Genomic DNA, 25,533 nt, shown 5'->3' on the forward strand with positions numbered 1-25,533 from the left:
CAATGCCCCGGATTTCACCCGGGCTACGGTTAATCGCAGCGTCTGTTAATGACAGCAGCCGGATTCCAGGTCCTTGAGGATCGGGCAGTCCGGGCGGTCGTTGCCCTGGCAGTTGTCCATCAAATCCTTGAGCGTGTCGCGTAGGCCACTGAGTTCGCCGATCTTGCGTTCCAGTTCGCTGATATGCGCGGCGGCCAGGGCTTTGACGTCGGCGCTGGCGCGTTGACGGTCCTGCCACAGGGCCAGTAGCTGGCTGACTTCGGCCAGGGAAAAGCCCAGATCGCGCGAGCGTTTGATAAATGCCAGGCGATGCAGGTCTTGCTGGCTGTACTGGCGGTAGCCGCTGTCGCTGCGACCGGCCTCAGGCAGCAGGTCGATGCTTTCGTAGTAGCGAATCATCTTGGCGCTCAGGCCGGTTTGCTTGGCGGCTTGGCCGATATTCATCTTTCTTGCCTCCCATCTTGCGGTCTGTCCGTGAAATCGTGATCGCGGGCATGGCCCGCTCCTACAGGGGAGGCGCGGGTTGATACGCAATCATGTAGGAGCGGCCCATGGCCGCGAATAGGGTTATGGGTTCCAGCCTGGTAGCCCGGATGCAATCCGGGGCGGTTCGGCGTCTAGCAACGCGCTCCCGGATTTCATCCGGGCTACACGCTTTCCGAGCTCTTCGGTTTCCAGGTTTTTAGCAGCAGGGCATTGCTCACCACGCTAACGCTGGACAGCGCCATGGCCGCGCCCGCGAGCATCGGGTTAAGCAGCCCAGCGGCTGCCAGCGGAATGCCGATCAGGTTATAGGCAAAGGCCCAGAACAGGTTCTGGCGAATCTTGTTGTAGGTGCGCCGGCTGATATCCAGGGCGTCGGCCACCAGGCGCGGGTCGCCGCGCATCAGGGTGATGCCGGCGGCGTGCATGGCCACATCGGTGCCGCTGCCCATGGCGATGCCGACATCGGCGGCAGCCAGCGCTGGCGCGTCGTTGATGCCGTCGCCGACCATGGCCACCACCGCATGTTTTTTCAGCTCGCTGATGATCGCTGCTTTGTCCGCCGGTAGCACGTCGGCGTGCGCTGCTCTGATGCCCAGGGCCTCGGCCACGGCCTTGACGCTACCAGGGTTGTCGCCGCTGATCAGATGGCTGGCGATGCCTCGTGCGTTCAACGCGGCGATGGCATCCACGGCGCCCGGCTTGAGCGTGTCGCCAAAGGCGAACAGGCCGAGCACCTGCGGTTGCGGCGCCAATTCCAGCAGCCAGGACAGGGTGCGGCCTTCGGCCTCCCAGGCCAGGGCGTCGGCAGCCAGTTCGTCAGGCAGCAGAAAGTGTTCTTCCAGCAAACGTTTGTTGCCCAGGGCCAGTTGCCGTTCGCCGAGCTGCCCGGCGATACCGCGCCCGGCGAGCGCCTTGCTGTTGCTTACGTCGGCGAGGCTCAGTTGCTGTTCTGTGCACTGATCCAACACTGCCTTGGCCAGCGGGTGTTCGCTGCCGTGCTGTAGGGCGCCGGCTAGTTGCAGCAGCTGGGTGGTGTTGCCATCAACCGCGCGCAGATGAGCAATGCGCGGGCTGCCTGCGGTTAGGGTGCCGGTTTTATCGAAGGCCACCAGGGTTACCGAATGGGCGATTTCCAAGGCTTCGGCATCCTTGATCAGAATGCCGTGGCGCGCCGCCACGCCGGTGCCAGCCATAATCGCGGTGGGGGTGGCCAGGCCGAGGGCGCAGGGGCAGGCAATTACCAATACCGCCACGGCATTTAGCAGTGCGGTTTCGATCGAGCTGCCTGCCAGCAGCCAGCCGAGCAGCGTAGCCATGGCGATCAGCAGCACACTGGGCACGAAGACCTGGCTGACTTTATCCACCAGCTTCTGGATCGGTGCTTTCGCCGCCTGGGCGTCTTCGACCAGGCGAATGATGCGTGACAGCACGGTTTCCGCACCGAGGGCGGTGGTTTCCACCAGCAGGCGGCCTTCGCCATTGATCGCCCCGGCGGTAACGCTGTCCCCCGGCTGCTTGGGCTGTGGCAGGCTCTCGCCACTGATCAGCGCTTCATCGGCATGGCTCTGGCCTTCGCGAACCAGGCCGTCCACCGGGAAGCGTTCGCCTGGCTTGACCACAATGCAGTCGCCCAGCTGCAGCTCGCCCAGCGCTACCCACTGCTCGACGCCACCCTGCAGACGCAAGGCGCGTTCCGGGCGCAGTGCCTGCAAGGCGCGGATGGCGCTGCTGGTCTGGCGTTTGGCGCGGCTTTCCAGGTATTTGCCGAGCAGGATCAGGGTGATGATCACCGCCGAGGCTTCGAAGTACAGATGCGGCATGCTGCCGGTTGGACTCACCGCCCACTGATACAGGCTCAGGCCATAGGCGGCGCTGGTGCCGATGGCCACCAGCTGATCCATATTCCCGGCACGGGCGCGCAGGGCGCTCCAGGCGGCGCGGTAGAAGCGCGCGCCGAAGATAAATTGCACCGGCGTGGCCAGGGCGAACTGCAACCAAGCCGGCAGCATCCAGTGCAGGCCGAAGGGTTCGACAAGCATCGGAATGACCAACGGTAGAGTCAGCACAATCGCCAGCAGCAGGGCCCAGCGCTCGCGCTGCAGATGCCGTTCGGCGGTGGGCTGAGCCTGGGTTGTATCGTCAATCACGCTGGCGCGGTAGCCGGCCCGGCTGACGGCCTGCAGCAGAGCCTGGTGATCAGTGCCGCGCAGCACCTGCAGCTGCGCCCGCTCGCTGGCCAGGTTGACGCTGACTGAAAGCACGCCCGGCTGTTGCGCCAGGGCGCGTTCGATACGCCCGGCACAGCTGGCGCAGGTCATGCCGGAAAGAGCTAGCTCCAGGCGCTCGCTGGGCACCGCATAGCCGGCCGCGCTGACGGCATTGACCAGCTGTTCCAGGCTGCCAGAGGGCGCTTCGACGCGGGCCTGTTCACTGGCCAGGTTGATGCTGACGCTGACGACATCGGCCACCTTGGCCAGGGCGCGCTCGACCCGCCCGGCACAGCTGGTGCAGGTCATGCCGCTGATTGGCAGGTTGAAGGTGGTGAGGCTGGACATGGGTGGTCCTCCATTGAGTTCCAGCACAGGATCAACCTTGCCACGCTGGCAAGGTCAAGACCTTTTATCCCTTGACCTTACCCTTATGGCAAGGCCAAGACTGCAACTGTCCGGTTACCATGGCGGCTTATTTATTCAGGAGGTTGTTTATGCAGGTTTCTCAGGTTCACGCATTCCGGGTTGATGGCATGACTTGCCAGAATTGCGTCAAGACCATCACCGAGGCGCTGTTGGCCTGTGACCCGGCGGCTGATGTGAAAGTGAAGTTTCCCGGTGGCGAGGTGCGGGTGAGTAGCAGTGTTCCGGTTGATCAGCTGATGGTCGCCATCGTCGAGCAGGGCTACGGCGTTAGCCTGGCGTAAGCACTGCAGGGTTTGGCCAGTCGTGGATCAGCCCGCGAAAGCAGGCATCGATCATCGGCGCGGTGTCGCTGAGCGGATCGAATAGATTGGGGTCGCGCGACCAGTCGTAGAACATGCCGATCAGCAGCGCATGCAGGGTGCGCGCGGCCAGGCGCGGCGTCAGCCCGGCATGCAGGCGCAGGCGCACTGATGGCGTGTTGAATTGCTGTTCGCAGAGCGCGATAAATAGGTTAATAAAGGCTTCTTGGCGCTCTTCGGCCTCGCGCAGTTCTGCGGTGAATTCACACCTGCGTAGCAGGATGGTGAAGATACGTTTCTTCTGCGGCTCGCGGGCCAGGTTCTCGATGGCTTCGATGCACAGTGCGCGCAGGGCCATCAGCGGGTCGTGCTCGGGGCAGCCGCGCATGCGTTCGGCTAGCTGCTCAGGCGGCAGACGCACCTGGTTGAGCATGGCGTTGAACAGATCGGCCTTGTTGGCAAAGTGCCAATACACCGCGCCGCGCGTCACCCCAGCCTGCCGGGCGATGTGCTCCAGGCTGGTGTGCGCCACGCCTTTTTCCAGAAACAGCGTTTCGGCGGCCTCAAGAATGGCGCAACGGGTTTTCTCGGCTTCTTCTTTGGTTCGGCGCATGGCGGCAGGCGTATTTCTGGCTAGGCTGAGCACAAAGTGTAATGAACTTAAGGGTAATGTTCTATTTACAAACACTTGTGTATGTAACTAGCATTGCCCGCCTCAAACGTCGCGCCTTGCGTTTTTCGGAGACACCCATGCTTTTTCCTCGTCGCTTGCCGGTCACTGCCGGTTCCTTGCTGTTGGCTTTTTTGGCCGCCCCGCTGTTTGCCGCCGATGCTCCGCCAGCGCCTGAGGTGGTGGTAGAAACGGTCAAGGCCGAGTCTCTGCCACTGGAGCTTGAGTACTCCGCACGTACTGCGGGTTTCCGTGAGGTGCAGGTGCGGGCCCAGGTCAGCGGCATTCTGCAAGAGCGCACCTATCTGGAAGGCAGCCAGGTCAAGCAGGGCCAGGTGATGTTTCGCATCGATCCGCGCACCTACCAGGCTGCACTGAGCCGCGCCAAGGGCGCGCTGGCGCAGGAGCAGGCGCGCTATCGGCAGACCGAGCGTGACCTCAAGCGCATCCGCGAACTGCAGAAAAAGGGCTTTGCCAGCGAGAGCGAGCTGGACAACGCCGTCTCCAACTTCGAGCAGAGCAAGGCGAATATCCAGGCTGCCGAGGCCGAAGTGCAGTCCAAGCAGATCGACCTCGACTACACCACGGTAAAAGCGCCGATCTCTGGCATCACCAGTAAGGAAACCGTCTCCGAAGGCAGCCTGATGGTGGCCGGCGATCCGAGTGCCAGCCTGCTGAGCAACATCACCCAGCTGGACCCGATCTATGTCAACTTCGCCGCCCCGGATTCCGATGTGGAGAGTGTGCGTAGCGGCCTGCAGAACGGCAGCCTGGTGCTGCCGGAAGACGGCAAGATGAGCGTGCAGATCAAGCTTGGTGACGGCAGCATCTACCCGCTGGAAGGCAAGGTGGACTTCACCGACAGTCTGGTTGACCGCGGCACCGGCACCGTCAGCGCGCGCGCCGTGGTGCCTAACCCGGAGCAGACGTTGTTGCCTGGCCAATTCGTCAGTGTGCAGGTCAAAGGCCTGAGTATCCCCAATGCCATGACCTTGCCGGAGCGTGCGATTGCCCAGGGCCCAGGCGGCACCTTTGTCTATGTAGTGGATGAGGGCGGCGTGGCGCGTATGCGTCAGGTCACCACCGGACACACCGCAAAAGGTCGCTGGGTGATTGTTTCCGGCATCAGCGCCGGTGATCGGGTGATCGTCGAGGGCTTGCCGAAGGTGCGTCCGGACAGCCCGGTCAAAGTCGCCGCCCCAGCCGCCAGCCAATCCTAAGGAGCGTTCCCGGTGATCTCACGCTTCTTTATCGACCGCCCGGTATTTGCCGCGGTCATCTCGATCATCATCGTGCTGGCGGGCCTGATGGCCATGCGCTCGTTGCCGATCGCTCAGTACCCGCAGATCCTCCCGCCGCAGGTGTCGGTCAGCGCCAGCTACGCCGGTGCCAGCGCCCAGGTGATTGCCGAAACGGTGGCCGCGCCGCTGGAACAGTCGATCAACGGCGTGCAGGGGATGATCTACCAGCAGTCCAACTCCGGCGGCAACGCCATGAGTCTGTCAGTGTATTTCGAGGTCGGCACCGATCCCGATCAGGCCACCATCGACGTCAACAACCGCGTGCAGGCTGCCCTGGCCAAACTGCCGGAAGAGGTACGCCGGCAGGGCGTCAAGGTGCAGAAGAAGTCCTCGGACATTCTTCAGGTGGTGACCCTGTACTCGCCGGATGGCTCGCGCGACCCGGTGTATATCAGCAACTACGCGCTGATCAACGTGATCGACGAACTCAAGCGTCTGCCAGGCGTCGGTGATGTCAGCCAGTTCGGCTCGAAAGACTATTCCATGCGCATCTGGCTGCGTCCGGACAAGCTGGCGCAGTACAACCTGACGCCGACCGATGTGGTCAATTCGATCCGCGAGCAGAACTCGCAGTTTGCCGCCGGCAGCTTCGGTCAGCAGCCGCTCAAGCAGGAGCAGGACTTCACCTACACGGTGACCACCCAGGGCCGTTTCACCGACCCGAAAGAATTTGAAAACGTCATTCTGCGCACCGACGAAACCGGCGCCAGCCTGCTGCTCAAGGATGTTGCACGGATTGAGCTGGGCGCGCAGGACTACTCGCTGATGACCTCGCTCAACGGTCAGCAGAACGCTGCCTTTGGCGTATACCTGCAGCCCGGCGCGAATGCCCTGGACACCGCAGAAGCAGTGGGCAAGACACTGGAGCGGCTGTCGAAGAATTTCCCCAGCGGCATGACCTACAAGGTGCCGTACGACACCACCAAATTTGTTCAGGTCTCGATCAAGGAGGTGATCCACACCTTCTTCGAGGCCCTGATCCTAGTAGTACTGGTGGTGTTTATCTTCCTGCAGAACTGGCGCGCCACGCTGATCCCGGTGTTGGCGATTCCAGTCTCGCTGGTCGGCACTTTCGCCGGTATGTACATGCTCGGTTTCTCGATCAACCTGCTGACCCTGTTCGGCATGGTGCTGGCCATCGGTATCGTGGTGGACGACGCCATTGTGGTGATCGAAAACGTCGAGCGGGTGATGGCCACCGACAAGATCGGCCCGCGTGAAGCGACCATCAAGGCCATGGAAGAGGTAACCGGGCCGATCATCGCCATCGTCTTGGTGCTCTGCGCGGTATTCGTACCGGTGGGCTTCCTCGGCGGCCTGGCCGGGGAGATGTATAAACAGTTCGCCATCACCATTGCCGTGTCGGTGGTGATCTCCGGCATCGTCGCCCTGACCTTGAGCCCGGCGCTCTGCGCCTTGCTGCTCAAACCTGGGCACCATGAGCCGGCCGCGCCATTCCGCGCGTTTAACCGCGTCTTTGACAAGCTGACCAACGGCTACACCGCTGGCGTGCGCTTCTTCCTCAAGCGTTCGGCGGTAGGCTTGCTGCTGTTCGGCGCAATGATTGCGGTGATGGTGGTGCTGTTCAACCGGGTGCCCAGCTCGCTGGTGCCCAACGAAGACCAGGGTTATGTGATCAACGCCTACTTCCTGCCGCCAGCCGCCTCGCTGACCCGCACCGAGAAACTGACCGGTGACGTGACTCAGCAACTGATGGCGCACCCTGCGGTACAGGATGTGGTGACCTTTGCCGGCTTCGACGTGCTGACCTTCGGCACTCGCAGCAACGCCGGGGTGTCCTTCGTGCCGTTGAAAGACTGGAGCGAGCGCACCACGCCCGAGCTGGATGCGCGCAACCTCACCGGTGAGTTTATGGGCATGGGCGCCGCGCAGAAAGATGGCGTGGTACTCAGCTTCAACCCGCCACCGATCACCGGCATGAGCACCACCGGCGGTTTTGAAGGATTTATTCAGGACCGCAGCGGCGGCACCACCGCCGAGCTGGCGGCCAAGGTGCAGGTCTTCCTCGCAGCCGCGGCGAAACGCCCTGAGCTGGCTGGGGTGCAGAGCACCTTCAGTGCCAATGTGCCGCAGTACTTTATTGACCTGGATCGGACCAAGGCGCGCGCCCTGGGCGTGGCCGTCAATGATGTATTCACCGCTATGCAGGCCACGTTCGGCAGCTACTACGTCAACGATTTCAGCCTGTATGGGCGCACCTTCCAGGTCAGCCTGCAGGCTGAAGCGGAGTTCCGCAGCAAGCCGGAAGACCTGTCCCAAGTCTATGTGCGCGCAGGCAGTGGCGAGCTGGTGTCGCTGGCCAGCCTGGTCAAGGTTAAGCGGATTCTCGGCCCGGATACCTACGCGCGCTTTAACGTCTACCCGGCGGCGAAAATTCTCGGCGGGCCGGCACCAGGCTTCAGTTCGGGCCAGGCCCTGAGCGCGATTCAGCAAGTGGCGGATGAAGTACTGGGCAGCGATTACAGCATCGGCTGGACCGGCTCGGCCTTCCAGGAAGTGGCGTCGCAAGGTTCGGGCAGCAGTGCCTTTATCTTCGGTCTGATCATGGTGTTCCTGATCCTCGCCGCGCAATACGAGCGCTGGACCCTGCCGCTGGCGGTGGTTACTGCCGTGCCCTTTGCGGTGTTCGGCGCGATTCTCGCGGTGTGGTTGCGCGGCATCGAGAACGATCTGTACTTCCAGGTCGGCCTGGTCACCCTGATCGGCCTGGCGGCGAAGAACGCCATTCTGATCGTCGAGTTCGCCGTGATCTGCAGGCACCAGGGTATGGGCATCTTCGAGTCGGCGCTGGAGGCTTCACGCCTGCGTTTCCGCCCGATCATCATGACCTCGCTGGCGTTTATTCTCGGTGTTGTACCGCTGGCGATCAGCTCGGGCGCAGGCTCGGCCAGCCGTCACTCGATTGGCACCGGGGTGATCGGCGGGATGATGGCGGCGACCTTCCTGGCGATCTTCCTGATCCCGATGTTCTACCTGCTGGTGGAATCGCTGGCTGAGAAAATCGGCAAAGGCCGGAAAAAGGCTGAAACGCCGGTTTGATCTCCGTCCCCTGCTAGTCAGGGCAAACCGTAGCCCGGATGCAATCCGGGAGCGGTTTGTCAGTCCGCTGTAGTTCGGGGTTTATCCGCGCTGCAGCGGCTCCATCGGTTATTTCATTTCTGGACACCCATGCCGTTACGTCTTCTGTTGATTCTTGGCGCGTTAAGCGCCTTTGGCCCGCTGGCCATCGATTTTTACCTGCCGAGCTTCCCGACCCTCGCACGCGCGTTCTCCACCGATGTCGAGCATGTGCAGCTGTCGTTGGCCGCCTACTTTGCCGGCCTGGCCATTGGTCAGCTGGCATACGGCCCGTTGGCCGACCGTTTTGGCCGACGCAAACCGCTGCTGGTCGGGGTCATGCTGTTCAGCCTGGCGTCGCTGGCCTGCGCCCTGGCGCCGAGCCTGGAGTGGCTGATTGCTGCGCGCTTTGTGCAGGCTTTGGGTGGCTGCGCCGGGATGGTGGTGTCGCGGGCGGTGGTGCGTGATCTGTGTGACCCGATCAGCTCGGCCAAGGTGTTTTCCCAGTTGATGCTGGTGATGGGCCTGGCGCCTATTCTCGCGCCGCTGGGTGGTGGGCTGCTGCTGAGCACGCTGGGCTGGCCGTCGATTTTTATCTGCCTGACGCTGTTCAGCTTTATCTGCCTGCTGGCGGTGGCCCAGTGGCTGCCGGAAACCCTGGCCAAGGATGCACCGCCTGCACCTTTGCGCGGCGCACTGGGTGAGTACAAGCGACTGTTTGCTGACTTGCCGTTTCTCGGTTATGCGCTGACCGGCGGTTGTGCGATTGCCGGGATGTTTGCCTATATCGCCGGCTCGCCCTTCGTGTTTATTGAGCTGTATGGCATCCCCGCCGAGCACTACGGCTGGTTGTTCGGCAGCAATGCCCTGGGCTTTATTCTGGTGGCGCAGCTGAATGCCTGGCTGGTGGCGCGGCATGGGCCGGCGTACTGGCTGGGCAAGACCGTGTGGTTCTACCTGGCCTGTGGCCTGGCCCTGCTGCTGGTGGCGCTGGCCAAACCCCAGGCCTTGTGGCCGCTGCTGATCCCATTGTTCGGCTGCATTGCCAGCCTGGGGATTCTGCTGCCTAACGCCTCGGCGTGTGCCATGGCCGGGCAGGGCAGCCATGCCGGCAGTGCCTCGGCGTTGCTCGGTAGCGTGCAATTTGTGATCGCCGCCAGTGCCGCCGCCATGGTTGGCGTGCTGCATGACGGCAGTGCCTGGCCGATTGCCGTGGTGATCTTCGGGTGCGGGGTACTGGCTGTGAGCTTTTCCCTGTTTACCCGCTGGGTCGAGCGCGGCGCGATCCGCGCATAAGCTTAACTTGCCGCGCGCTGCTGCAGGGTGGGCAGCATATGCGGCGCGCTCAGACGCGCTTGCAGGGTGCTGACGAACTGACGGGCCTCGCTTTCACTGCGAAAGGTCACGCTTTGCTTGCCAAAGCTTACTTGCCAGCCTGAGCCAGCGGCTGTTTTTACCGGTTGGATCATTACGTTCATCGCCGAGCCTCCTATGCAAGAAAGGCCAGTCTAGTCGCTCAAGATGAACTTTCATTGACCTGTAACAAATCAATCACGGCTGGCGTACCGTTGGTCTGATTCGCTTGCTTGGGTTGCACTGGGGTTGGCGCTGAACTGCACGGCCAGCCCTGCAAGTCGGGTGAATTCGGTGACCAGGGCGATATCCGCCGCGCTCGGCCGGCTGGGTTGCGGGTAGTAGATGCCGAAGGTGCCCAGCACCTGGCCGCTGTCATCCTTGAACGGCAGTGACCAGCACGCGTGCAGGCCGGCGGCCAGGGCGACGCTTTTGTAGTCGCGCCAATAGGGGTGCTGGCTAAGGTCCTCGGCAATGACCAGCTCGCCACTCGCTGCGGCATGCCCGCATGAGCCGACCTCCGGTGCCGCTTGAATCCCTTCGATGGCTTGGCAGTAAGCCTGTGGCAGGCTTGGTGCAGCGCCAACATGCAGGCGCTGGTGCTCATCGAGCAGCATGATCGACACACGCATCTGCGGTTGCAGGCTTTCCAGGCGCCGGGTGATGCCGTTGAGGATGCTGTGCAGTGGGCGCAGGCCGAGCAACTCGTCGAGTACCGCATTGCGCGCCTGCTGCAGATGCTGCGTTTGATGGCGCTCATGCACGTCATGCAGGCTGCCGTGCAGGCTGTGCTCGGGCAGGCTCAGGTTGAGGTGCAGTTCAACGCGGCGCGCCTGGCCGCTGTGGGTCAGCAGCTGGCATTCCAGGCGCAGGCTGCTGAGCTTGCCGCTGCGCAGTTCTTCCAGGCGTTGGCGCAGCGTGGTCTGGCCCAGTTCCGGCATAAAACGTTGCAGTGGGCTGCCCAGGCTTTCGTGGATCGGGTAACCGCTGATCTGCTCCCAGGCCGGGTTGAGGAAGCTCAGTTTGTCGGCGGCATCGGTGATAAAGGTCGCATCACCGAGGTGCTCGACCAGTGAGCGGTAGCGGCTCTCGCTGACCTGCAGTTCGTTGTCCATTTTCTTCAGTTCGGTCAGGTCGATATCGACGCAGTACAGCTCCAGTTGGTCGAGGCTGTTGCGCAGCATCAGGTGGCTGGAATAGACCCACACCAGGCTGCCGTCCTTGCGTTGTAATTGCACCTCGGCGGCGGGAATGGGTGGGCCACCGAGCTGCCACAGGTTGATTGCGCTGGCCACCTTGCTGCGCGCCGCGGGCGGTACAATCAGCTCCTCCAGGCGGCGCCCCATCACTTCATGCACGGCATAGCCATAGAGCAGGGTGCTGGCCTGGTTCCAGTAAATCACTCGGCGTTCGCGGTCATAGCCCTGTACGGCTATTCGTGGCGTTTGCTCGAACAATTGACGAAAGCGCCGCTCGCTCTCGCGCAGGGCGCTTTCATCGCGTTTCTGCGCGCTGATGTTCTGCACCGTGCCGAGGATGCTGCCGTACTCGTCGACCTCGCCGCGCAGCATCAGCCAGGTGGCCTGATGTGGCTGCGGTTGCAGCAGGCGGGCGCTTACCATCATGGGGTTGTGGCCCTCCAGCAAGGCCTGCAGGGCGCGTTGCACGGCAGCGCGTTCGGCGGGGTGCAGCCAGCTGAGCAGCTGTTCGCTGGTGCACTGCGGGCTACCAGCGTCGCGGCCGAGCAGGCAGAGCGCCTCGTCACTCAAGTGGAAAGCGTGGCGGTACTCCCAGCTGCCGAGCCCGGCGTTGCGCTGGGTGTGTTGCAGCAGGCGGCTGTTGTGGGTGAGTTTTTCCAGCAGTTGGCGCTGCGCCTGCCGGTCACGCTGGCTGAGCAGGAAGATCAGCCCGGTGCTAAGCAGAATAAACAGCAGGCCTTTGCCTGTTTGCAGCTCGGCTACCAGCTCGCTGTCCTCAACCAGTGCGTGCAGCAGGTAGTCGCTGCCGAAAATCCACAGGGTGCTGAACAGCATATATACGCCAGCCAGGCGCAGTGGGCCTTGAAGATCGGGTCGCATCCCTTACCGCCAATGGCTAGCCAGGTCGAGAGGATTGATGGGCTTGTTGCCAGCGACACTGCTGGAGGCAATGGCCTAAGTCTAGCTTGTGGCTTGTCGAATGCAGGGCGCGCGATAAAAAAGCTGCCCGGCCCACACAGAGCATGAGCCGGGGTGTCTCAGCGTCTTTAAAAGCCTTCGAGGACGATCTTGCCCTTGGCCGTGCCACTCTCCAGCAGGGCATGGGCGCGGCGCAGATTGGCCGCGTTGATGCTGCCGAAGTGCTCGCCGAGGGTGGTGTGCAAGGTGCCGGCATCCACCAGTTCGGCAACCCTATCTAGCAGGCGATGCTGCTCGATCATGTCGGCGGTCTCGAACAGCGAGCGGGTAAACATCAGTTCCCAGTGCAGCGACAGGCTTTTGCGCTTGAGCTGCATGATGTCCAGCGCTTGCTCCGGGTCGTCGATCAGCGCCAGGCGGCCTTGCGGGGCGAGTGCTTCGACCAGTTGTGCATAGTGCTGATCGGTCTGGGTCAGGCTGGCCACATGGGTGACCTGGTTGATGCCGATGCGTTTCAGCTCTTCACTCAGTGGCTGACGATGGTCGATCACATGGTGCGCGCCCAGTTCGCGGACCCAGGCTTGGGTTTCCGGGCGGGAGGCGGTGCCGATCACGGTCAGGCCGGTGAGCTGGCGCGCCAGCTGCACCAGCACCGAACCAACGCCACCAGCGGCGCCGACGATCAGCAGGCTCTGGCCCAGGTCAGTGTTGCCCTGAGTGATCTGCAGGCGCTCGAAGAGTAATTCCCAGGCGGTGATCGCGGTCAGCGGCAGCGCGGCGGCTTCGGCAAACGGCAAGCTCTTGGGCATGTGCCCGACGATGCGTTCGTCCACCACATGCAGCTCGCTGTTGGCACCTGCACGGTTGATTGCCCCGGCGTAGTACACCTGATCGCCGGGCTGGAACAGGCTGACCTCGCTGCCCACCGCTTTGACGATACCGCTGGCATCCCAGCCCAGTACCTTGGCAGCGCCGTCTGTTGGGGCGACGTTGCGACGGATTTTGGTGTCCACCGGGTTGACTGAAATGGCCTTGACCTCGACCAGCAGATCGCGCGGACCGGTGGTTGGCGTCGGCAGGTCAACATCCTGCAGGGCGTCGGTGTGGTCGGCGGGCAGGGAGTGGTAATAAGCGACAGCTTTCATAAAGGGCTCCTTAGACAATGCGTTGCATCAGTTGATGATCGACCTGTTCCAGCAGGTTGCCGCAGGTTTCGCCGAAGTGCAGAAAGTGGGCGGTCTGCTGGTGCGCGCTGAGAGCGGCGGCGTCCTGCCACTGCTCAACCATGATGAAGCGGTTGGGCAGCTGCTGATGGCGGTGCAGGTTGTACTGCAGGCAACCGGCTTCGGCTTGGCTGGGCGGCACCAGCTGGCGCAGGCCGGCTTCAACCGCCTCGGCCTGGTCGGGGCGGGCGGTGATGGTGGCAATCAGGGTCAGTGGCGTGGTCATGGTGGACTCCGGTTAAGTGCTGCCCATGCTCGGTTATTTGATTGACGAGAAAAACAGGCGGCTACTAGAGTCTCTTTCAATATTTTTTTGATAATGAGCCGCCATGCTGCGTTTTGATGATTTGCAGTTGTTCGTCTCTACCGCCGATCTGGGCAATCTCTCGGCGGCGGCGCGGCGCCTGGATATTTCTCCGGCGGTGGCCAGCGCCGCGCTCAAGCGCCTGGAGCAGCAACTGCAGGTGCGCCTGTTCAGTCGCTCCACCCGCAGCCTGCGCCTGACCCCCGAAGGCGAGCTGTTTCTCGGTCATGCGCGCCTGGCCTTGCAGAGTCTGGATGACGGCCGGCAGCAGTTAGCCGGCAGCAAGATTGGTATCAGTGGACCGTTGCAGTTGTCTGCACCGTCGGATTTCGGTCGCAATACCTTGCTGCCCTGGTTGGATGAATTTCAGCAGGCGCACCCGCAGGTGCAGCTGCGCCTGCTGCTGGGTGATCGTATGGCGGATCTGTTTCGCGAGCCGGTGGACATTGCCCTGCGCTACGGCGCCCCGGAGGATTCCAGCTTGGTCGCCTTACCCGTTGCTGCGCTGAATCGGCGCGTGTTGTGCGCTGCGCCGCAGTACCTACGCAAGCATGGCGCGCCACAGGCGGTGGAGGAACTGGCCGAGTACAACTGCCTGCTCTACATGCTCGGTGGGCGGCTGCATGACCGCTGGCGTTTCAGCGATGGCAAGCGCGAGCAGGGCATCAGCGTCAAAGGCGACCGGGTCAGCGACGATGCCGATGTGGTGCGGCGCTGGGCGGTCAGCGGTGCCGGGCTGGTCTACAAGTCCTGGCTGGATGTGGCCGGCGATGTGCGGGCAGGTCGTCTACAGGTGTTGTTGCCTGAGCTGTGCGGTGAGCCGACGCCGCTCAACCTGATCTGCGCGCATCGCGCGCAACTGAGTAAACCGGTATTGCTGCTGCGTGAGTTCGTACAAGCACGCTGCGCGGAGTTGTTGGCGCAGGCACCCTGGCCGAACTAGCAGACCGTTGGAAAACTACCTACGTCGCCGATACTGCGTTAAAAACAGGCTCGGAATGCTCAGGTACAGCTCGTAAACTCGCGTGCGAGCCCAGTCCGCTTCCTCGCCGTTTTGACCAGCCGGTGGCTGTTACTGGCGTAGCGCCTTGTCTCGGCTTCCTCGCCAACATTTTCCAACGGTCTGCTAAGATTGCCGCCAGCGCGCTGCGGCAATCCATCGCAGTGCGGCTGCGTCACATGCGCCCCAGAGCAATGCTAGAGTCGCGCCCCATGAAAATGACCCTTACTGACCGTCGCCTGCTGGCCTGGATGCTGTATTTCAGCGTGCTGTTCAGTGCGTTCGCCTGCAGTATCGGTCACGGACAGATGGCCGGCCTGCAGCTCAGTGGGTTGAGCAGCCAGTACTGCTCGTTCGACGGCAACTTTGGCGCCGGTGCTGATCTGGAAGGTTCCGGTGTTGTTGCGCCCAATCCTGCCACCGGTTCCGGTTGCTCCCTGAGTTCCACCTTCAGCGCGATCATTCTGGCGGCGTTCTTCGGCCTGCTGGGCTTGCTGGCGCCCAGCCGCGCGCCACTGCTGACGTTCTTCTTCACCCCGCGACCTGTCCGCTACCTCTGGCCCTCGGCCAATCCCCGCGCATCCCCCGTTCTGGCTTGAGTTGCTGTTGCTGCGGCCGCATTTGCGGCCGCGCTATCACTTGAAACCAGATAAAAAACTGCGTTTGTCGGTGCCCAAAGCCTGCATTTAGGCGGCACCCGATGGACCGAAATTGGGGAAGTCTATGCGTCAGATATCCGTATTCAGCCTGTTGGCTGTCAGCATCAGCTTGGCCAGTTGCGCCTATGCCGAACAGCTCAAACTAGAAGACAGCACCATCGTCGGTCAGCAGCAGCCCGATGCCACTGCGCCGACGATTGCCGAGAAGCGCGCCGAGTTTGCGCGGATTCCCGGTGGTGCCAGTGTCGTCGATGCCGAAACTTACAAGACCGGCCGCGCCAGCTCGCCGCAGGATGCTTTGGGCCAGGCCACTGGCGTGTATATCCAGTCGCGCTCCGGCGCCGAGGAATCGCGGCTGTCGATCCGTGGCTCGGGCCTGCAGCGCACCTTCCACCAGCGCGGCATCTTGCTGATGCAGGACGGCGCGCCACTCAACCTGGCGGATGGCAGTGGTGACTTTCAGGCCATCGAGCCGATTGCCCTGGACCATATCGAGGTCATGCGCGGCGCCAACGCCTGGCGCTATGGCGCTGCCAACCTGGGTGGTGCGATCAACTTTGTCACGCCCACCGGCAAGACCGCGCCCAAGGTGCAGCTGCGCACCGAAGCGGGCAGTTTCGATTACCAGCGCATCTTCGGGGCGGTTACTGAAGACTTTGGCGACTGGGATGCCTACCTGAGTTTCTCTGACTATTCCCAGGACGGTTTTCGCGATCACGCGCGCCAGGAGAACCAGCGCTATTTCGCCAATATCGGCGGGCGCATCAACGAGCGCTTGTCGACCCGCTTCTATATCAGCCACGTGGAAACCGATTCGGAAATCCCTGGCAGCCTGACCAAGGCGCAGCTGCGGCGTAACCCCGAGCAGGCCGCGCTGAGCACGGTGACCGGCAATAACAAGCGCGACTTCACCCTCAACCGCATCGGTAATATCACCACCCTGCAACTGGACGGCGGGCACAGCCTGGAACTGTCGAGCTTCTACAGCGAGAAATCGCTGTGGCACCCCATCTTCCAGGTGCTGGAAGTTGACAGTGAAGATGTCGGCGTACGCCTGACCCACAAGTGGCAGAGCACGGATGGCTGGCGCTGGAGCGGTGGCGTGGAAGCGCTGCAAGGCCGTAACCAGGCAGAAAACTACGTTAACGTGCGCGGTAAACGCGGCAACCTGGTGGACCGCCAGGTGCAGACAGCGCGCAGCCTGAATGCCTTTACCGAGCTGGAGGTGCCGCTGGCCGAGGACTGGGCGCTGATCGGCGGCTTGACCTGGCTGCACAGCGAGCGCGATATCGATGACAAGCTGAAAAGCAGCTTTAACTTCGTCGGGGTGCCGACGGGTTTCCAAGATGCGTCATTCAACCGTAGCTACAGCGCCCGGATTGGCCGGATCGGCCTGCGTCATGACCTGGCCGACGGTGTGCAGCTGTTTACTAACCTCAGCCAAAGTTACGAGCCGCCGACCTTTAGCGAGCTGACCGGGGGCGCCATCGTCACCGAGAACGAGGCGCAGAAGGCCACCACCCTGGAAGCCGGTATGCGCCTCACCCAGGGCAATCTGGACCTGGACCTGGCGGTTTACCGCAGCGAAATTCGCGACGAGCTGCTGGGTTACGTCAACCCGCTGGCCCCGACCCAGGTCATCACCACCAACGCCGACCGCACCGTGCACCAGGGCATCGAGTTCGGTGGTGCCTGGCAGCTGGGTGAGGTGGTGTTGCGCGGTCAGTACCTGCTCAATGACTTCCGCTTCGACAACGACCCGGCCTACGGCAACAACCGCATTGCCGGCGTGCCGAGCCAGTTCCTCAAGGGTGAGGCGCTGTGGCAGCGCAATGGCTGGTATGCCGGCCCGACGGTCGAGTGGGTGCCGGTGCACTACGCCGCCGACCACGCCGAGTCGCTGTATGCCGAAGCCTATGCGATCTGGGGGCTGAAGGGCGGTTATCGCCCACGTGAAGGTCTGGGCTTCTTTGTCGAAGGGCGCAACCTCTCCGACAAGACCTATATCGCCACCACCGGCGTAGTCGCCAATGCCCGTGGCCAGGACGCCGCGCTGTTTATGCCGGGTGACGGTCGCAGCCTGTATGTCGGCCTGGAGTGGAAGCTTTGACGGCGGCCCTGCAAGCACAAGAGCTACCGCGCCTGACCTGGCGCCAGCGCCTGCTGCGGCTGATGCCGTGGCACAAGCGCCTGGCGCTGCTGGCCTGCCTGGGCATCTTCAGCTGGGCGGGCAGCGGCATGCTGCACCCGCTGATGGGCTATCTGCAGCCGCGTCCGCAAACCATGGCCACACCGCAGCAGGTGTTGCCGCTGGATAACCTGCGCAGCCCTGCGCAGGTGCTCGGCGCTGCGGGTGTTACGCAAGTGCAGGGCTTGCGCCTGCTGGTACTGGACGCTGAGCCGTATTACCAGGCGCGTCTGGCCGGCGAGCTGCAGCCGCGTTATTGGCATGCACGCAGTGGTCAGGCAGTCGAGCTGGCCGGCCCTCATGCCGAAAGCCTGGCGCGGCATTACCTGGGCCGTGACGAGCCGCTGGCCTACGCCGGCAGCATCGAGCGGTTCACCGGTGAATACGCCTTTATCAACCGCCTGCTGCCGGTGGCGCGGGTCGACACCCAGCGTGATGACTCGTTGCGCCTGTATGTCGACCTGTTCCATGACCGCCTCGGCACTCTGGTGGATGAGCGCAAGGCTTGGTTCAGCGCGTTCTTCCAGACCATGCACAGCTTTCGCTGGCTGGATGCGGCGGGCCCGTTGCGGCCGGTGCTGATGCTGGTGCTGCTGGCCTCAATTGTCTCGGCGACGCTGTTCGGTATCAGCCTGTTCGTTGCCCGTCGGCGTGCCCGCACCTTCAACCGCCGGCTGCACGGCTGGTGGGGGCTGGGGCTGGCAGTGGCGACCCTGAGCTTTGCCAGCAGCGGTGCCTGGCACCTGTTGCACAAGCAGGGCGCGCAGCCTTGGCCGGCACCCTTTGTACCGAGCTTTAACGTGGCCGAGCTGGATAAGGCACCGGCGGCCGACTGGCTGCTGGCCGGTGAAGAGCTGTACATGCTCAGCCTGCTTGAACTCGACGGCAAGCCGATCTGGCGTGCCCAGGGGCAGCAGTTCGCCAGCATGCCCAGCCTGCACTACCTGGATGCTCAGGGCCGTGAACTGGGCAATGATACGCCACGCCGTTATACCCAGCAGCGCCTCGATCATTACGCCAAGGCCCTGGGGCTGGGTGAGGCGCAGGCGCTCACGCTGCAGCACAGCTTCGATCATGAGTACGGCTTCGTCTTCAAGCGTCTGCCGGTATTCAAAGCCAGCTATGCCGATGCGCACAACACCGCGCTGTTTATCGACCCGCTGGACGGTGCCCTGGCCAGCCGTGTGCAGGATGCCGACCGCACGGAAGGCTGGACCTTCGCCTACCTGCACAAGTGGGAATTTCTCGCAGGCCTTGGCAATGGCTACAAGCACCTGCTGCTGGGCATCGTCGCGTTTGCCCATGTGCTGTTGGCGCTGGTGGGGCTGAGCTTGCTGCGCCGCGGGCAGCACCGATGAACCACTGCCGATCCATCACTATTTTTGGCCATGTCTGGAGCTGACTATGCAGAAGCCAACAACGTCGAACATCTCGTTCTACAACCTGGCCTGGCGCTGGCATTTCTATGCCGGGCTGTTTGTGATTCCGTTTCTGATCCTGCTCTCGCTCACCGGCATCATCTACCTGTTCAAGCCGCAGCTGGATCAACTGATGTATGCCGAACTGCTGCAGGTCACGCCTGCTGAGCAGGCGATCTCGGCGGATCAGCAGCTGGCGTTGGTGCGCCAGGCGTATCCGCAGGCGAGCATCAGCCAGTACCTGCCGCCGGTAAACGCCGAGCGCAGTGCGCAGTTTGTGCTGGAGGCTGAGGGGCAGAGCCTCAATGTGTTTGTTGATCCTTACAGCGCCAGGATTCTCGGCAGCCAGGATGCGCAGCTCAATCTGCAGGCCATCGCCCGCCAGCTGCATGGCGACCTGATGGTCGGCACCCTGGGCGACCGCCTGATCGAACTGGCCGCCGGTTGGGGCATCGTGCTAGTGGTCTCGGGTTTGTACCTGTGGTGGCCGCGCGGGCGTTCCGGTGCAGGCGTGCTGTGGCCAAGGTTGAGTGCCCGTGGGCGGTTGTTGTGGCGTGACTTGCATGCGGTGACGGGCTTTTGGGGCTCGCTGCTGTTGCTGTTTATGCTGCTCACCGGCATGACCTGGACCGGCTTCTGGGGCGCCCAGTTTGCCGGCGCCTGGAACCACTTTCCTGCGGCGATGTGGGACGACGTGCCGCAGTCCGGCAAACTCACCGGCAGCCTGAACACCAGCAGCCAGCAGACCGTGGCCTGGGCGGTGGAAACCACGCCGCTGCCGGCTTCCGATCCACACGCCGCGCATAACGGCCATGCCACTGCCGAGAAACCTACCGCCCCGGCCAACCTGCTGCAGTACGTGGTCGACACCGCGGCTGAGCGCGGCGTACAGCCGGGTTACAGCATCACCCTGCCGAAAGGTGAAACCGGGGTGTACAGCATCGCCCTGTTCGCCGCCGACCCGCGTAATGACGCCACTCTGCATATCGATCAGTACAGCGGTACGGTGCTCGCCGATGTGCGCTGGAAAGATTACGGCGTGGTGGCAAAAACCGTGGAAACCGGGGTGATGTTGCATGAGGGCAAGCTGTTTGGCCTGGCCAACCAGTTGCTGATGCTCGCGGTCTGCCTGCTGGTGCTGCTGAGCGCGATCAGCGGCCTGATCATGTGGTGGCAACGCCGGCCGAGCGGCAAGCTCGGCGTACCACCGCTGCGCCACGACCTGCCGCGCTGGAAAACCGCGATGGTCATCATGTGCCTGCTTGGTGCGGCCTTCCCGCTGGTGGGCGCTTCCCTGTTGTTGATCTGGGCGCTGGACTGGCTGCTGCTCTCGCGTTTGCCTGGGCAGCGCCTGGCCAACGGCTGAATGGAATAACCGGCGCGGGCTTGGCCCGCGCCAAGGCTTCGCGTTACAACACTTGTCATGGACAGTCAGTCCACCATCGGAGGAACACCATGTTGTTGAAAAAGACCCTGCTGATTGCCGCTCTGCTGAGCCCGAGCCTGTTTGCCAATGCCCACGAATACACCGCAGGCGAGCTGCATATCGCACACCCTTGGTCGCGGGAGATGCCGGCCGTAGCGCCGACGGCGGCCGTTTATTTTGTGGTGCACAACAAGGGCGCCGAGGCTGATCGCCTGCTCAGCGCCAGCACGCCGGTGGCCGGCAAGGCCGAGCTGCACGAGCATATTCATGCTGATGGCCTGATGAAGATGCAACAGGTACAGAACGTGGCGATTCCTGCCGGTGGCGAAGTGAAATTCGAGCCGATGGGTTACCACGTCATGCTGTTCAACCTGAAGCAGCAGGCCAAGGATGGTGAGCGTTTCCCGCTGACCCTGACCTTCGAAAAAGCCGGTGCGGTCGAAGTGGAAATCGCCGTACACAAGGACGCCCCTGCCGGTGAGAAGACCCATGGCGAAGGCCACGCGCACTAATCTGCGCACCCAGCCCCGCTGCGTTGTGGCGGGGTTGCTGTTGTTCGGTGATGTTCACCGTCATTGATTTGCATCAGCCGTCCTGCTCAGGCCATTAGTCATACTCGGCGCAGGATTCTTGAGTTGCCGTAATGCCCCGCAATCGTTCCTTTACTGCCGATTACCGCGCGAGCTGGCTGGCCCTGTTGGCCATGCTGTTGCTCAGTGTCGGGCCGTTGCTGTCGCAGCTCACTGCGCCGGCTGAACCGGCCTGGCTGACGGAACTGGCCTGCGGGGAGCATGTCGGTAGCCATGACAACCCGCTGGATCACGACGCGCTGTGGGCCAAGTGCGGCTATTGCACCCTGTTGCTCAACAGCCCGGCCACTGGTTGTGCCAGCCCGACGCTGGCGCTGACCGCCGCTATACCCGCTGACCGGCATGCCGCGCCGGTGCGCAGCGGCGTTGCCCGCTCGGCCATCTTCCCCGGTTCGCGCAGCCGCGCACCGCCTGCCTATTCCTGATCGCCATTGCCCTGTTGCTGGTGCCGCGTATGCGGTGCTGGCCATTCCCTGGTTTTGTCTTGATTCTGGAATAGTCATGTCTACTCGTTCGCTTTTGATCAGCGCTGCACCCTTTCGTCTGGCGCCACTGTGCGTCGGCCTGCTGTTGGCCACTCAGGCGCATGCCGCGCAAACCACCGAACACGACCCGGAACACCACGCGCTGCAATTGCCGCCAACGGTGGTCACCGCCGTGCAGCAAAGCTCGCCACTGACTGTAGTGGCCGACCCCAAGGACCCGCGCCAGCCGGTGCCGGCCAGCGACGCCGCCGATTATCTGAAGACCATTCCCGGTTTCTCCGCGATTCGCAGCGGCGGCAGCAACAGTGATCCCGTGCTGCGCGGCATGTTCGGTTCGCGCTTATTGCTGCTCACCGACGGCGGGCAGATGCTCGGCGCCTGCCCGGGCCGGATGGATGCACCCAGCTCGTATATCTCGCCGGAAACCTTTGACCTGCTGACCGTGACCAAAGGCCCGCAAACGGTGATCTGGGGGGCGGGCGCTTCGGCCGGTGTGGTGCGTTTTGATCGCGAGCCAGAGCGTTTCGGCGAGCTGGGCGCGCGCCTGCATGCCAGCGTGCTGGCCGGCTCCAACGGCCGTTTCGACCAGACCCTGGATGGCGCTGTGGGCGGCGAGCAGGGTTACCTGCGGGTGACCGGCAACCGCTCGCATTCGGACGATTACGCCAACGGTAACGGCGACACCATCCCCTCGCGTTGGGACAAATGGAACGGCGACGTAGCCCTGGGTTGGACGCCGGATGCCGATACGCTGATTGAGATCACCGCCGGCCGTGGTGATGGCGAAGCGCGCTACGGCGGCCGCAGCATGGACGGTACCCAGTTCCAGCGCGAAAGCCTGGGCCTGCGCGTGGAGCGCAGCAACCTCGGTGGCGTGCTGGATAAGGTCGAGGCCAAGGTTTACTACAACTATGCCGACCACATCATGGACAACTTCCGCCTGCGTGTGCCTGACCCGACCAGCATGATGGCCGGCCCGATGGCGGCTCAGGTTGACCGCCGCACCCTGGGCGCGCGCCTGGCCGCCACCTGGAAGTGGCAGGATGTTGAGCTGATCACCGGCGTCGATGCCCAGCGCAGCGAGCACCGCCAGCGCGTTTCCGGCGGCGGCATGATGGGCATGCCCTATGTCGATGCTGATCGCTTCCCCTGGAACAAGGACGCGCTGATGCACAACTACGGCGCGTTCGCCGAGGCCACCTGGAGCCTGGACGAGCGTGATCGACTGATCTCCGGTGCGCGTCTGGATCGTGCTTCGGCCAAGGATTACCGGGCAAACTTCAGCGACATGATGGGCATGACCACGCCCAATCCGACGGCGGGCGAAACCCGCGCCGACACTCTACCGAGTGGTTTCGTGCGCTACGAGCATGACCTGTCCGGCTCGCCGACCACCCTCTATGCCGGCATCGGCCATGTGCAGCGTTTCCCTGACTACTGGGAGCTGTTCTCCGCCGGGCTCAACGGGCCGGCTGGCGCAGACAACGCCTTCGACGGCATCAAGCCGGAGAAGACCACCCAGCTGGATATCGGTATCCAGTACAAGGGTGACGCCCTGCAGGCCTGGGCCTCGGCCTATGTCGGCCAGGTGCGTGACTACATCCTGTTTGACTACCGCGGCATGAGCACCCAGGCCGACAACGTCGACGCGCGCATCATGGGCGGCGAGTTGGGTGTGGCGTATGACCTGACGACCAACTGGAAAACCGATGCCACCCTGGCCTATGCCTGGGGCAAGAACAGCAGTGACGGCGAAGCACTGCCGCAGATGCCGCCGCTGGAAGCGCGCCTGGGCCTGACCTATCAGCGCGACGACTGGAGCGTCGGCGGCCTGTGGCGGGTGGTCGATGGCCAGGGCCGCATTGCGGATGGACGCGGCAACGTGGTGGGGCAGGACTTTGGCGACAGTGCCGGTTTCGGCGTGCTCTCGCTCAACGGCGCCTACCGCGTCAGTGAGCAGGTCAAGCTCAGTGCCGGTGTGGATAACCTGCTCGACAAGCAATACGCCGAGCACCTGAATCTGGGCGGTGATTCCGGTTTCGGCTTCCCAGCTGAAACTCGGATCGACGAGCCAGGCCGGACGTTGTGGGCCAAGGTCGATTTCGACTTCTGATGTGTCCAGTTGTGGGAGGGGCTTTAGCCGCGACTGACAAGGCTCCAGTCCCTCCCTGCGACTATTGGATTCGTAGCCCGGATGTAATCCGGGAGTTGCCCTGCCGACCTCCCCGGATTGCATCCGGGCTACGATTTTGCGTGCGCTAATAGAGTCTTAAGGTTCAGGCGCGAAAGTAGTCCCCGCAGACACACTTTCTCCCTGCACCGAAGAGGACTACATCATGCGCAAACTGCTTCTGCTGTCTCTGGTTCTGGCCAGCCCGCTGACCTTCGCCGCCACCCAATGCACCACCGCCGACAAGGCGCAGTGGCAGGACCAGGACAAATTCCAGGCTGACCTCAAAGCCCATGGCTACGAGATCAAGAAGTTCAAAGTGACCGGCGGCAATTGCTACGAAATCTACGGTTTCAACAAAGAAGGCCAGAAGGTCGAAATCTACTTCGATCCGGTCGATGGCAAGGTCATCAAAAGCGAAATCGACGGCTGATGGACGCCGTTACCACACGCCTCTGGGACCCGCTGGTCAGGTTGTTCCATTGGTCTCTGGCGAGCGCTTTCCTGGCCAATTACTTCTTCACCGAAGAGGGCGAGAGCTGGCACCGCTGGTTCGGTTACTACGCCGTGGCCTGGCTGGTGATTCGCCTGGTGTGGGGGTTTATCGGTACACCGGCTGCGCGCTGGGCGGACTTCTGGCCGACCCGGACGCGCCTGGCCGAACACCTGCGGGCACTGGTCAGCGGGCGTGATTACCACCGCATGGGGCATTCCCCGCTGGGCGGCCTGGTGATGATCGGCATGATGCTGCTGATGCTCGGCCTGGGCGTGACCGGCTTTCTGATGGAGGAGGTCGATTACTTCTGGGGCGCTGATTTACCGCTGGAAATCCATGAATTCTGCGCCGATGGGCTGATGGCCCTGGTGGGCCTGCACATCGCGGCGGCGCTGTTTGAAAGCTACCGCCTGAAGGAAAACCTGCCGCTGTCGATGGTCACCGGCAAGCGGCGCAAATTGCACCACTGATTTTTTATCTGTCGCGGCAAAAGCCCCTCCCACAGCGCATGCACTCTGTGGGAGGGGCTTTAGCCGCGATGCTTTTGCTCAGACCAGCCTTGCATCCAGGCTGTTCTGTGCCAGGCGCTTGGCCTGCTCCTGAGTCATGCCCAGGCTGTCGTACAGAGCGGCGAAGTTCTCGGTGACGTAGCCGCCGAAGTAGGCCGGGTCGTCCGAGTTCACCGTCACCTTCACGCCGCGTTCGAGCATCTGCAGGATGTTGTGTTGGCGCATGTCGTCGAATACACAGAGCTTGGTATTGGACAGCGGGCAGACGGTCAGCGGGATCTGCTCGTCGATGATGCGCTGCATCAAACGCTCGTCCTCGATGGCGCGCACGCCATGGTCGATGCGCTCGATCTTCAGCAGGTCCAGGGCTTCCCAGATGTATTCGGGCGGGCCTTCCTCGCCGGCGTGAGCGACGGTCAGATAGCCCTCGCTGCGCGCCTTGTCGAACACGCGCTGGAACTTGCTCGGCGGATGGCCCATCTCCGAGCTGTCCAAACCGACGGCGATAAACGCATCGCGGAACGGCCTGGCCTGTTCCAGGGTTTTGAACGCTTCTTCTTCGGGCAGATGCCGCAGAAAACTGAGGATCAAACCGTGGCTGATGCCCAACTGCTTCTCGCCATCGACCAGCGCCTGCTTGATGCCGCGCAGCACCACTTCAAAGGGAATGCCGCGGTCGGTGTGGGTCTGCGGGTCGAAGAATGGCTCGGTGTGGATGACGTTCTGCGCCTTGCACTTGAGCAGGTAGGCCCAGGTCAGGTCGTAGAAGTCCTGCTCGGTGCGCAGCACGTCGGCCCCGGCGTAATACAGGTCGAGAAACTCCTGCAGGTTGTTGAACGCGTAGGCACTACGCAGCGCTTCGACGTCGTTCCAGGGCAGGGCAATCTTGTTGCGTTCGGCCAGGGCAAACAGCAACTCGGGCTCCAGCGAGCCCTCAATGTGCAGGTGCAGTTCGGCCTTGGGCAGGGCATTGAGCCAGTCGTACATGGTCAGATCTCGTTATCAGGCGTGGTCGTTGGCAAGTTTAACCGCTTGGTCAGATTTCGCCGAATTGAAAGGCACCCGCAACGTCAGGGGATTGATCGTTCCCACGCTCCGCGTGGGAATGCGGTTGCATTCGTTCTG

Annotated in this window: 22 protein-coding genes; 14 read left to right on the top strand and 8 right to left on the bottom strand. The window is 62.8% G+C overall.

Going from position 1 to position 25,533, the window contains the following annotated elements; all coding sequences use genetic code 11:
- Window positions 1–45: 45 nt before the first annotated feature.
- The gene (cueR, locus tag Q8M42_RS18815) at window positions 46–444 is read right to left on the bottom strand and encodes a Cu(I)-responsive transcriptional regulator (RefSeq protein ID WP_305285234.1); all 399 of its coding nucleotides are present in this window, start codon (window positions 442–444) and stop codon (window positions 46–48) included.
- A gap of 203 nt (window positions 445–647) precedes the next feature.
- Window positions 648–3,041, bottom strand: a complete 2,394-nt coding sequence (locus tag Q8M42_RS18820) for a heavy metal translocating P-type ATPase (RefSeq protein ID WP_305285236.1) — start codon at window positions 3,039–3,041, stop codon at window positions 648–650.
- A 149-nt stretch (window positions 3,042–3,190) separates the two neighbouring features.
- Here Q8M42_RS18820 and Q8M42_RS18825 point away from each other — a divergent pair, with 149 nt between their 5' ends.
- The gene (locus tag Q8M42_RS18825) at window positions 3,191–3,403 is read left to right on the top strand and encodes a heavy-metal-associated domain-containing protein (protein WP_305285238.1); all 213 of its coding nucleotides are present in this window, start codon (window positions 3,191–3,193) and stop codon (window positions 3,401–3,403) included.
- Here the strand turns inward: Q8M42_RS18825 and Q8M42_RS18830 are convergent.
- Window positions 3,390–4,034 carry a TetR family transcriptional regulator gene (locus Q8M42_RS18830; protein ID WP_305285240.1) on the bottom strand — a complete coding sequence of 215 codons (645 nt, stop codon included), beginning with the start codon at window positions 4,032–4,034 and terminating at the stop codon, window positions 3,390–3,392. The two genes, Q8M42_RS18825 and Q8M42_RS18830, sit on opposite strands and share 14 nt — an antisense overlap.
- A 137-nt stretch (window positions 4,035–4,171) precedes the next feature.
- Here Q8M42_RS18830 and Q8M42_RS18835 point away from each other — a divergent pair, with 137 nt between their 5' ends.
- From Q8M42_RS18835 to Q8M42_RS18845, 3 genes are all read left to right on the top strand, one after another.
- Window positions 4,172–5,311, top strand: coding sequence for an efflux RND transporter periplasmic adaptor subunit (locus tag Q8M42_RS18835; protein WP_305285242.1), 1,140 nt, complete (start codon window positions 4,172–4,174; stop codon window positions 5,309–5,311).
- Window positions 5,312–5,323: 12 nt separating this feature from the next.
- Window positions 5,324–8,452, top strand: coding sequence for an efflux RND transporter permease subunit (locus Q8M42_RS18840; protein ID WP_305285246.1), 3,129 nt, complete (start codon window positions 5,324–5,326; stop codon window positions 8,450–8,452).
- Window positions 8,453–8,581: 129 nt separating this feature from the next.
- A complete protein-coding gene (locus tag Q8M42_RS18845; RefSeq protein ID WP_305285248.1) occupies window positions 8,582–9,766 on the top strand; it encodes a multidrug effflux MFS transporter in 1,185 nt (394 codons plus the stop codon).
- A gap of 2 nt (window positions 9,767–9,768) precedes the next feature.
- Here Q8M42_RS18845 and Q8M42_RS18850 read toward each other — a convergent pair whose 3' ends face one another.
- The 4 genes from Q8M42_RS18850 to Q8M42_RS18865 all read right to left on the bottom strand — a co-directional run bounded on the left by Q8M42_RS18850 (window position 9,769) and on the right by Q8M42_RS18865 (window position 13,389).
- Entirely contained in the window at window positions 9,769–9,948 is a 180-nt protein-coding gene (locus Q8M42_RS18850) for a hypothetical protein (RefSeq protein ID WP_305285251.1), read from the bottom strand.
- Window positions 9,949–10,017: 69 nt separating this feature from the next.
- Window positions 10,018–11,901 carry a PAS domain S-box protein gene (locus Q8M42_RS18855; RefSeq protein WP_305285253.1) on the bottom strand — a complete coding sequence of 628 codons (1,884 nt, stop codon included), beginning with the start codon at window positions 11,899–11,901 and terminating at the stop codon, window positions 10,018–10,020.
- Window positions 11,902–12,068: 167 nt separating this feature from the next.
- Window positions 12,069–13,085 (bottom strand): zinc-binding alcohol dehydrogenase family protein, encoded by a 1,017-nt coding sequence (locus tag Q8M42_RS18860; protein WP_305285255.1) that lies wholly within the window; start codon window positions 13,083–13,085, stop codon window positions 12,069–12,071.
- A 10-nt stretch (window positions 13,086–13,095) separates the two neighbouring features.
- Window positions 13,096–13,389: a putative quinol monooxygenase gene (locus Q8M42_RS18865; RefSeq protein ID WP_305285256.1), complete on the bottom strand. Its 294-nt coding sequence runs from the start codon at window positions 13,387–13,389 to the stop codon at window positions 13,096–13,098.
- A gap of 103 nt (window positions 13,390–13,492) precedes the next feature.
- Here Q8M42_RS18865 and Q8M42_RS18870 point away from each other — a divergent pair, with 103 nt between their 5' ends.
- From Q8M42_RS18870 to Q8M42_RS18915, 10 genes are all read left to right on the top strand, one after another.
- Complete coding sequence (locus Q8M42_RS18870) at window positions 13,493–14,410, top strand: LysR family transcriptional regulator (protein WP_305285258.1); 918 nt, start codon at window positions 13,493–13,495, stop codon at window positions 14,408–14,410.
- A 269-nt stretch (window positions 14,411–14,679) separates the two neighbouring features.
- A complete protein-coding gene (locus tag Q8M42_RS18875; protein ID WP_305285260.1) occupies window positions 14,680–15,066 on the top strand; it encodes a DUF2946 domain-containing protein in 387 nt (128 codons plus the stop codon).
- A 124-nt stretch (window positions 15,067–15,190) separates the two neighbouring features.
- Window positions 15,191–17,236 carry a TonB-dependent receptor gene (locus Q8M42_RS18880; RefSeq protein ID WP_305285262.1) on the top strand — a complete coding sequence of 682 codons (2,046 nt, stop codon included), beginning with the start codon at window positions 15,191–15,193 and terminating at the stop codon, window positions 17,234–17,236.
- Window positions 17,224–18,672, top strand: a complete 1,449-nt coding sequence (locus Q8M42_RS18885) for a hypothetical protein (protein ID WP_370870362.1) — start codon at window positions 17,224–17,226, stop codon at window positions 18,670–18,672. Before Q8M42_RS18880 ends, Q8M42_RS18885 begins: the two co-directional genes overlap by 13 nt.
- Window positions 18,673–18,718: 46 nt before the next feature.
- Window positions 18,719–20,098: a PepSY domain-containing protein gene (locus Q8M42_RS18890; RefSeq protein WP_305285266.1), complete on the top strand. Its 1,380-nt coding sequence runs from the start codon at window positions 18,719–18,721 to the stop codon at window positions 20,096–20,098.
- A gap of 89 nt (window positions 20,099–20,187) precedes the next feature.
- Window positions 20,188–20,670, top strand: a complete 483-nt coding sequence (locus tag Q8M42_RS18895) for a copper chaperone PCu(A)C (protein WP_305285268.1) — start codon at window positions 20,188–20,190, stop codon at window positions 20,668–20,670.
- A 131-nt stretch (window positions 20,671–20,801) separates the two neighbouring features.
- Window positions 20,802–21,173 (top strand): DUF2946 domain-containing protein, encoded by a 372-nt coding sequence (locus Q8M42_RS18900; protein ID WP_305285270.1) that lies wholly within the window; start codon window positions 20,802–20,804, stop codon window positions 21,171–21,173.
- Window positions 21,174–21,249: 76 nt separating this feature from the next.
- Window positions 21,250–23,346, top strand: a complete 2,097-nt coding sequence (locus Q8M42_RS18905; RefSeq protein ID WP_305285272.1) for a TonB-dependent copper receptor — start codon at window positions 21,250–21,252, stop codon at window positions 23,344–23,346.
- A gap of 223 nt (window positions 23,347–23,569) precedes the next feature.
- Window positions 23,570–23,836: a PepSY domain-containing protein gene (locus tag Q8M42_RS18910; RefSeq protein ID WP_305285274.1), complete on the top strand. Its 267-nt coding sequence runs from the start codon at window positions 23,570–23,572 to the stop codon at window positions 23,834–23,836.
- Entirely contained in the window at window positions 23,836–24,369 is a 534-nt protein-coding gene (locus Q8M42_RS18915; RefSeq protein WP_305285276.1) for a cytochrome b/b6 domain-containing protein, read from the top strand. Before Q8M42_RS18910 ends, Q8M42_RS18915 begins: the two co-directional genes overlap by 1 nt.
- A gap of 78 nt (window positions 24,370–24,447) precedes the next feature.
- Here Q8M42_RS18915 and Q8M42_RS18920 read toward each other — a convergent pair whose 3' ends face one another.
- Window positions 24,448–25,395 (bottom strand): adenosine deaminase, encoded by a 948-nt coding sequence (locus tag Q8M42_RS18920; protein ID WP_305285278.1) that lies wholly within the window; start codon window positions 25,393–25,395, stop codon window positions 24,448–24,450.
- Window positions 25,396–25,533: the final 138 nt, after the last annotated feature.

The organism is Pseudomonas sp. (assembly GCF_030684895.1).
In the GTDB taxonomy this organism is placed as follows: domain Bacteria; phylum Pseudomonadota; class Gammaproteobacteria; order Pseudomonadales; family Pseudomonadaceae; genus Aquipseudomonas.

Excerpts from the sequence above, each read along its gene's own strand:
- Q8M42_RS18825 (WP_305285238.1), top strand. The coding sequence starts at position 3,191 with ATGCAGGTTTCTCAGGTTCACGCATTCCGGGTTGATGGCATGACTTGC.
- Q8M42_RS18900 (WP_305285270.1), top strand. The coding sequence starts at position 20,802 with ATGCCCCGCAATCGTTCCTTTACTGCCGATTACCGCGCGAGCTGGCTG.
- Q8M42_RS18870 (WP_305285258.1), top strand. The coding sequence starts at position 13,493 with ATGCTGCGTTTTGATGATTTGCAGTTGTTCGTCTCTACCGCCGATCTG.
- Q8M42_RS18905 (WP_305285272.1), top strand. The coding sequence starts at position 21,250 with ATGTCTACTCGTTCGCTTTTGATCAGCGCTGCACCCTTTCGTCTGGCG.
- Q8M42_RS18895 (WP_305285268.1), top strand. The coding sequence starts at position 20,188 with ATGTTGTTGAAAAAGACCCTGCTGATTGCCGCTCTGCTGAGCCCGAGC.
- Q8M42_RS18820 (WP_305285236.1), bottom strand. The coding sequence starts at position 3,041 with ATGTCCAGCCTCACCACCTTCAACCTGCCAATCAGCGGCATGACCTGC.
- Q8M42_RS18875 (WP_305285260.1), top strand. The coding sequence starts at position 14,680 with ATGAAAATGACCCTTACTGACCGTCGCCTGCTGGCCTGGATGCTGTAT.
- Q8M42_RS18835 (WP_305285242.1), top strand. The coding sequence starts at position 4,172 with ATGCTTTTTCCTCGTCGCTTGCCGGTCACTGCCGGTTCCTTGCTGTTG.
- Q8M42_RS18830 (WP_305285240.1), bottom strand. The coding sequence starts at position 4,034 with ATGCGCCGAACCAAAGAAGAAGCCGAGAAAACCCGTTGCGCCATTCTT.
- Q8M42_RS18855 (WP_305285253.1), bottom strand. The coding sequence starts at position 11,901 with ATGCGACCCGATCTTCAAGGCCCACTGCGCCTGGCTGGCGTATATATG.
- Q8M42_RS18920 (WP_305285278.1), bottom strand. The coding sequence starts at position 25,395 with ATGTACGACTGGCTCAATGCCCTGCCCAAGGCCGAACTGCACCTGCAC.
- Q8M42_RS18845 (WP_305285248.1), top strand. The coding sequence starts at position 8,582 with ATGCCGTTACGTCTTCTGTTGATTCTTGGCGCGTTAAGCGCCTTTGGC.
- Q8M42_RS18860 (WP_305285255.1), bottom strand. The coding sequence starts at position 13,085 with ATGAAAGCTGTCGCTTATTACCACTCCCTGCCCGCCGACCACACCGAC.
- Q8M42_RS18915 (WP_305285276.1), top strand. The coding sequence starts at position 23,836 with ATGGACGCCGTTACCACACGCCTCTGGGACCCGCTGGTCAGGTTGTTC.
- Q8M42_RS18850 (WP_305285251.1), bottom strand. The coding sequence starts at position 9,948 with ATGAACGTAATGATCCAACCGGTAAAAACAGCCGCTGGCTCAGGCTGG.
- Q8M42_RS18880 (WP_305285262.1), top strand. The coding sequence starts at position 15,191 with ATGCGTCAGATATCCGTATTCAGCCTGTTGGCTGTCAGCATCAGCTTG.
- Q8M42_RS18910 (WP_305285274.1), top strand. The coding sequence starts at position 23,570 with ATGCGCAAACTGCTTCTGCTGTCTCTGGTTCTGGCCAGCCCGCTGACC.
- Q8M42_RS18890 (WP_305285266.1), top strand. The coding sequence starts at position 18,719 with ATGCAGAAGCCAACAACGTCGAACATCTCGTTCTACAACCTGGCCTGG.
- cueR (WP_305285234.1), bottom strand. The coding sequence starts at position 444 with ATGAATATCGGCCAAGCCGCCAAGCAAACCGGCCTGAGCGCCAAGATG.
- Q8M42_RS18865 (WP_305285256.1), bottom strand. The coding sequence starts at position 13,389 with ATGACCACGCCACTGACCCTGATTGCCACCATCACCGCCCGCCCCGAC.